At 46.0% G+C, this 5,427-nt stretch carries 4 protein-coding genes; all 4 read left to right on the forward strand.

The window, feature by feature from the left end; genetic code table 11:
• Window positions 1-836 (forward strand): RHS repeat-associated core domain-containing protein (locus H608_RS23160; RefSeq protein WP_038009271.1); only part of this gene is annotated, 836 nt, incomplete at its 5' end.
• Entirely contained in the window at window positions 833-1,297 is a 465-nt protein-coding gene (locus tag H608_RS0120155) for a hypothetical protein (RefSeq protein ID WP_155990276.1), read from the forward strand. The genes H608_RS23160 and H608_RS0120155, both read left to right, overlap by 4 nt.
• A 355-nt stretch (window positions 1,298-1,652) precedes the next feature.
• Window positions 1,653-2,618, forward strand: a complete 966-nt coding sequence (locus H608_RS0120160) for a hypothetical protein (protein WP_028789273.1) — start codon at window positions 1,653-1,655, stop codon at window positions 2,616-2,618.
• 96 nt (window positions 2,619-2,714) lie between these two features.
• Entirely contained in the window at window positions 2,715-5,324 is a 2,610-nt protein-coding gene (locus tag H608_RS0120165) for a CHAT domain-containing protein (RefSeq protein ID WP_028789274.1), read from the forward strand.
• The last annotated feature ends 103 nt before the right edge of the window (window positions 5,325-5,427 follow it).

Consider the following 5,427-nt stretch of genomic DNA (forward strand, 5'->3'; position numbering starts at 1 on the left):
ATTACGGATTGCGCATGTACGATAAACAAACAGGAAGATGGTTTCAAATAGATCCGAAAGTTGAGAAATATGCTGATTTGTCTCCATATAATTATGTTCTAAACAATCCCATTACATATATTGATCCCGATGGCGCCGATGCTAGAGTGGGAATTGATAGTGCTAACCGAACAATAACACTATCATCTACTATTTATGTCCGCGGGTATAATGCGAAACAGCAAGTAGGAAAATATAACGAGTTTTTAGAAAAGAATAAAGATCTATTGAGTGGAAAATTCACTGATGAAAATGGGATGGAGTGGTCAATTAGTTTAAATATGACCTTTGTCGAAGGGACAGAAGAAGATGAAACCCGGATAAGAGACAACCCTAACGGAGATAATATGTTGATTTTATACAAAGACGGATCATACGCAAATGCAGCCAATATAGATGGGAAGCAACCCCCAGCCAAGTTTATAAGGAAAGAGCCTAACAATATTATGAGCAAAGTGATAGGAAGGTATGCCGGGACCTCAAGGATGGCAGAGCTTGCCTTTTCTAATGGAAAAGGTGAACTTTCGGATGGAAACACTGCCTTTCATGAGGTTCTACACTTGTTTGGGCTTTCGGACAGGTATTCTATGGAAAATAGAAAATATTTGAGTGCCCATACTGGCTACTCCGGTGATATCATGGCTATGCCTGCCGGATATAGAGGTCGTTATACTATGAACAAAACTCATTGGTATAGTTGGGGAGACTACGTTACTAAGAACGGGCTCAAAAGCGGTGATATTATAAATGTTGTTGTGGACAAAGATCCTATAACTCAAAATCTAAGACAGCCATGAAATTTCTCTTTTTTGCCTCTTTGATCTTATTATTTTCTTGTAACAAAGGAATGTTTGTTGATAAGTCTAAGATAGTGCATCACGCGGAGGGCTATCTATTCTATTATCCTTTTGACAAATGTGTTTTTGTGCCAAGCAACGATACCTCATTGGCCAATTTCATGAGTGATACAGCCACTAAAAAGGGATACCTCTTGACACCCGCATGTGATATTGACGGATTGAAAAATGTTGCTGAAAAATTCAATGTTGATATTGTTTTCATGGAAAATCAGAAAGAAGTTCTGATCCCTGACAGCGTTTATTTAACAACTACAAGTTTTCGTTATATATTAAACAGACCTTTGAGAGCAAATCTCAGTTCAATCGTCGAGGTCGAATACAAAGGTAAGAGGATAAGAATCAATGTCGCTTACAGTTTTTATGGAGAGGTACTGAAGTTTGCTGGAAACACAATATAGAAAATACAATTCATCAAATTTTTGACAGCCGTTTTTACTCGAATCAAGTAGCGTTTCCTTTTCCTTTAGTCAGCGGTGGCGCCAGTCCGGTTTATCCAACGATTTCAGGTTACCAAATTCAAATTTCTCCACAACCCGTGATACCGTCAAAAAAGTACGCTATGAAAATGATGTCGAAGTAAAATAAGAAGCGTTAAACTCCCCCATACCTCCGCTGACGCTTCGGGAAGCTTCATATAATACTTCTCCCGCTTCTTAACTTTTGACTTTTTAATTTCCTCCCAGGGGTAACATTAGTTCCAAACAGTTGATCTACTTCCAAAGACTAACTTTTTAAAACTAAAACAACCCCTATATGAAAAAGACATTAGCAGCCCTTTTCCTCGCCACCGTTCTCCTGAGTTTCAGCTCCTGCAAAAAAGACAAAGGAGACGACAATAACAATCATCCTCGTTCCGCCCGAGAGTTTATGGCCAAGCACGGCCCGCAATTGCAGACCGTCAGCTTCAACACCAGCGAATTGCCCAAGACCATCGTACTCCGCGGCGGCACCCGCATTACCATTCCTCAAAATGCCTTCACCCGCAGCGGTTCGCCCGTCACCGGCACTATTACTTTCAACGCTCTTGAGTTCTACAAACGCAGCGACCTGCTCTTCGGTGGCTCCAATACCAACCACATTTCCGGCGCACCGCTCGAAACACAGGGCTCTTTCTTCCTCGAAGCCACACAGAACGGCGTTGCACTCGACCGCCAATTGGCTCAACCACTCACCATTTCCGTGCCCGCCGAAAATAACGGTGATCTGACAGCCATTTGGGAAGGACAGATCGGTGGTGTCGGCGGCGCTCAACAACTGGGCTGGGCTCCCGCACGTATGCCTAACGGTGCCGTGGAAGTACGCGCATTCAACGAAGCCTTTACCTTCAATTTCGGTCAGCTCGGCTGGGTCAACTGTGATGTTTTCTACTCTAACGCAAGCCCCAAAACCACCATTACGGTTGATGTAAACAATAACCCCGGTGCCCTCGCCAGCTTCCGTGGTTACACTGGCGAGACATTTGTTTTCTACTGCCCCAACGATGCCAATGTGACCGCACAACTGTATACACCCGATGGTCCCAACCGCGTAAAAAGCTACGACAACATGATGCCCATCGGCAGCCAGGGTAAATTACTCGTCTTTTCTATCAAAGACGGTAACTATTACCTCGCTTCAAAAGATATTACGATCACCGCGGATCTGCACGAGTCTGTTACGCTTACGGAAAGTTCAGAAGCCGCCATACAATCTGCAATCGAAGCTTTGGATAATTACTAAAACGGGTACGCAACCAACCATTAACCTTGTGCCTTTCAGCAGCCAAGAGCTGTCTCCTGCGGGAGGCAGCTCTTTTTTATGTAGGTTTGGAACGTCATGCGCAGCCTGCTCATCATATCGGTTGTTTTCTTTTCAACCTTATCCGGTTGCCGCAACGACAATGCCACTCCGCAAAAAACAACAAACGTTCCCGACAGCACACTCAGGTTGCAGTTGAAAGCCATGATCGATACCACCTATGATTTTCCGGAAAAAGTAACCGAAGACCCCGATGCATTCATGCAACAGTTGCCGTCCCAGCCCGTCAACCCGGAAAACCAGCGCTTCTACACCTTACTGCTGATCAACATGGGCTTTTGCCTGAAGGATGCGGGACAAGTGCTCGGCAGCATCCGCTATTTTGAAAAAGCGCTCGACGCACAGCAACAATATCATCCTCAAAACATCGATGTTTATAATTACATCACCAAACCGCTGGGTAATCTTTATACCCGCACCGGTGATTTTGCCAAAGCGATTTCCCTCCAGGAGATGAGCATCAGATCCGCACTTGCAGAAAAAGACCTTGCCATTCTTCCATCGCTTTACAATAACCTCGCGATTACTTTTCAGCAAACAGGACAATCCGATAGCGCTCTCCATGCCTGCCGGCAGGGACTGGCACTCCAGCAACAACCCGACGCCGTTACCGGCCTGCTTTATACAAATATCTCCAGATCATACAGAGACCAACAACAAACCGATAGCGCCGGTCTTTATAACGCAAAGGCTTTATTGATTCTTCAAAAAGGAAATCCAACCGGCGACTCCGTGATCTGGGCATCTGCCGCATTGGAACTGAAAAGCCGCCTGGCCGCAGAAGCCGGTCATTACGACGCAGCAGAAACTTCCATCCAACAAGCGATCACTCAATTGGAACATCATTTCCCCGAAAGCAAACAGCGGGAAAAAGCAAAACTCTACGAAGCCCGCGCCGCAGTAAGAAGACAAAATCATCACTACGCCGACGCCGAAAAAGATTACCTGCATGTATTGCAACTCTTCGGCGTACAGCAACGCAACCGGCGCATTCCCGACAATACCGTCACCGACGCTTTGCACGGTCTCGCCGCTTGTTACCGCGCGCAGGGAAACACCGATACCGCTGTTGATTGTTATGTAAAGGCCGTGGAAAATGATTACCTCGTACAACAGCTCATCGTCAGCAAGGAAAGCAATTATTACAACTCGCAACATGCGCGCAGTCTGTTATACGAGGCGCTGAATTTTTTGTGGGGGGAATATGAAAACGCATCCAATGACAGATCTTCACTCGCACTGAAGATGCTCTGGATCACCGAGCTTTCAAAAGGTCGCCAGCTATTACTCGAAATAGACCGCACACGCCACTGGCAGCTCGACAGCAGTGATAACCGGCAGGCCGCCTTTGCCCGGCTGCGTTATTTGTATGAAGAGATCGCTTTGGAAAAAGACAGCGCACAACTCCGCAGTCTCAAGCAACAGGTAAAAGACATCGCGCTGCAATTTCAATTAAGTGAAAATTATTTTGACAAACAATTTTCCGCCCCGCAGATCGATCGATTTCAGTCAGCATTGGAAAAATCAGCCGGCAACAATGATCTGATTAGCTGGCTGATGGCAGACAGTTCGCGGTTTTACTCTTTTACCTGCCACAAGGGAAAATTAACCGCTTTCCGTTCTGGGGATACAGTTGTGGTTAAACAACAATTGCCCGCTTTTATTCAAACTTATTTCCGACAGGGTCCAGCAGCTTATGACAATGATCCTGCAGCCTATCGCGCAACAGCCGCAAAAATCCTCACCTCCCTTATTCCGGACGTATCGCGCCTTTCCGCCGGTAACTGGATTATTTCACCGGATGCGTTATTGTATGGCCTGCCCGTAGATGCGCTCATCAGCGGAAATGATTTCATTGCCGCGAAAAAGAATTGCAGTTATACGTATACGTTTTTGCTGAATACCCTGGATTATAGTGACTCCAAGGACAAGGCAGGCATTACCATTTTCAGCAAAACAAAACATACGCGCCCCCTTCCTGATTTGCCGTATGCAAGTGACGAACAGCGAAAAATCAGCCGGCATTTCAGTACAAGTGTAAAAGAAAATGAACAGGCTACGGAAACAGCTTTCCTGGAAGCCATGAACACACCGGCCGTACTGCACATTGCTACACATGCCGTAGCCGATAGCGGACAACAACCTTTTCTCGTTTTGTCGCAACCAATCACATTGGATAAACTGCAATACACGACTACGCAGTGTCCTCTGGTATTTCTCTCCGCCTGTCAGACCGCTTCGGGTAAAGTGATTACCGCCGAAGGAATGGAAAGTCTCAACAAAGCTTTTTTAAGCAAAGGCGTAAGAGGTGTGGTGGCTGCACAGTGGCAGGTGGATGATGCCGTGATGCCAAAGTTGTCAGAGGCTTTTTATGAAGAACTTTACCGCACTCATAATCCCATCACCGCACTGGCGCAGGCGAAACGTAAGTTTTTGCAGACCGCCTCTCTTTCCCGGCAGAATCCGTGGTATTGGGCGCCGCTGAATTATACAGGTGTTGAAACGTCCATCTTCATACGCCCACGGCAACCGGTAGCGGTTTGGGTGATATCTGGTATTTTAATTGCAGGTGCGCTCTTCTTATTAATACGTTTCAGAGCGCGAGTCATGATTCTGCGCCAAAAATAGTGCGACCTCATAACTATGTGTTACTTCCCGCTAAATGCTCGTTGGTCGGGAGACCAACGAGGGCGATCATCTCCTCAATTGAAAAATACATGCTCAAACAAAA

This window comes from Terrimonas ferruginea DSM 30193 (assembly GCF_000425585.1).
Taxonomy (GTDB): domain Bacteria; phylum Bacteroidota; class Bacteroidia; order Chitinophagales; family Chitinophagaceae; genus Terrimonas; species Terrimonas ferruginea.

Bases quoted from the DNA above. Each gene is read 5' to 3' on its own strand.
- H608_RS0120155 (WP_155990276.1), top strand. From the start codon at position 833: ATGAAATTTCTCTTTTTTGCCTCTTTGATCTTATTATTTTCTTGTAAC.
- H608_RS0120160 (WP_028789273.1), top strand. From the start codon at position 1,653: ATGAAAAAGACATTAGCAGCCCTTTTCCTCGCCACCGTTCTCCTGAGT.
- H608_RS0120165 (WP_028789274.1), top strand. From the start codon at position 2,715: ATGCGCAGCCTGCTCATCATATCGGTTGTTTTCTTTTCAACCTTATCC.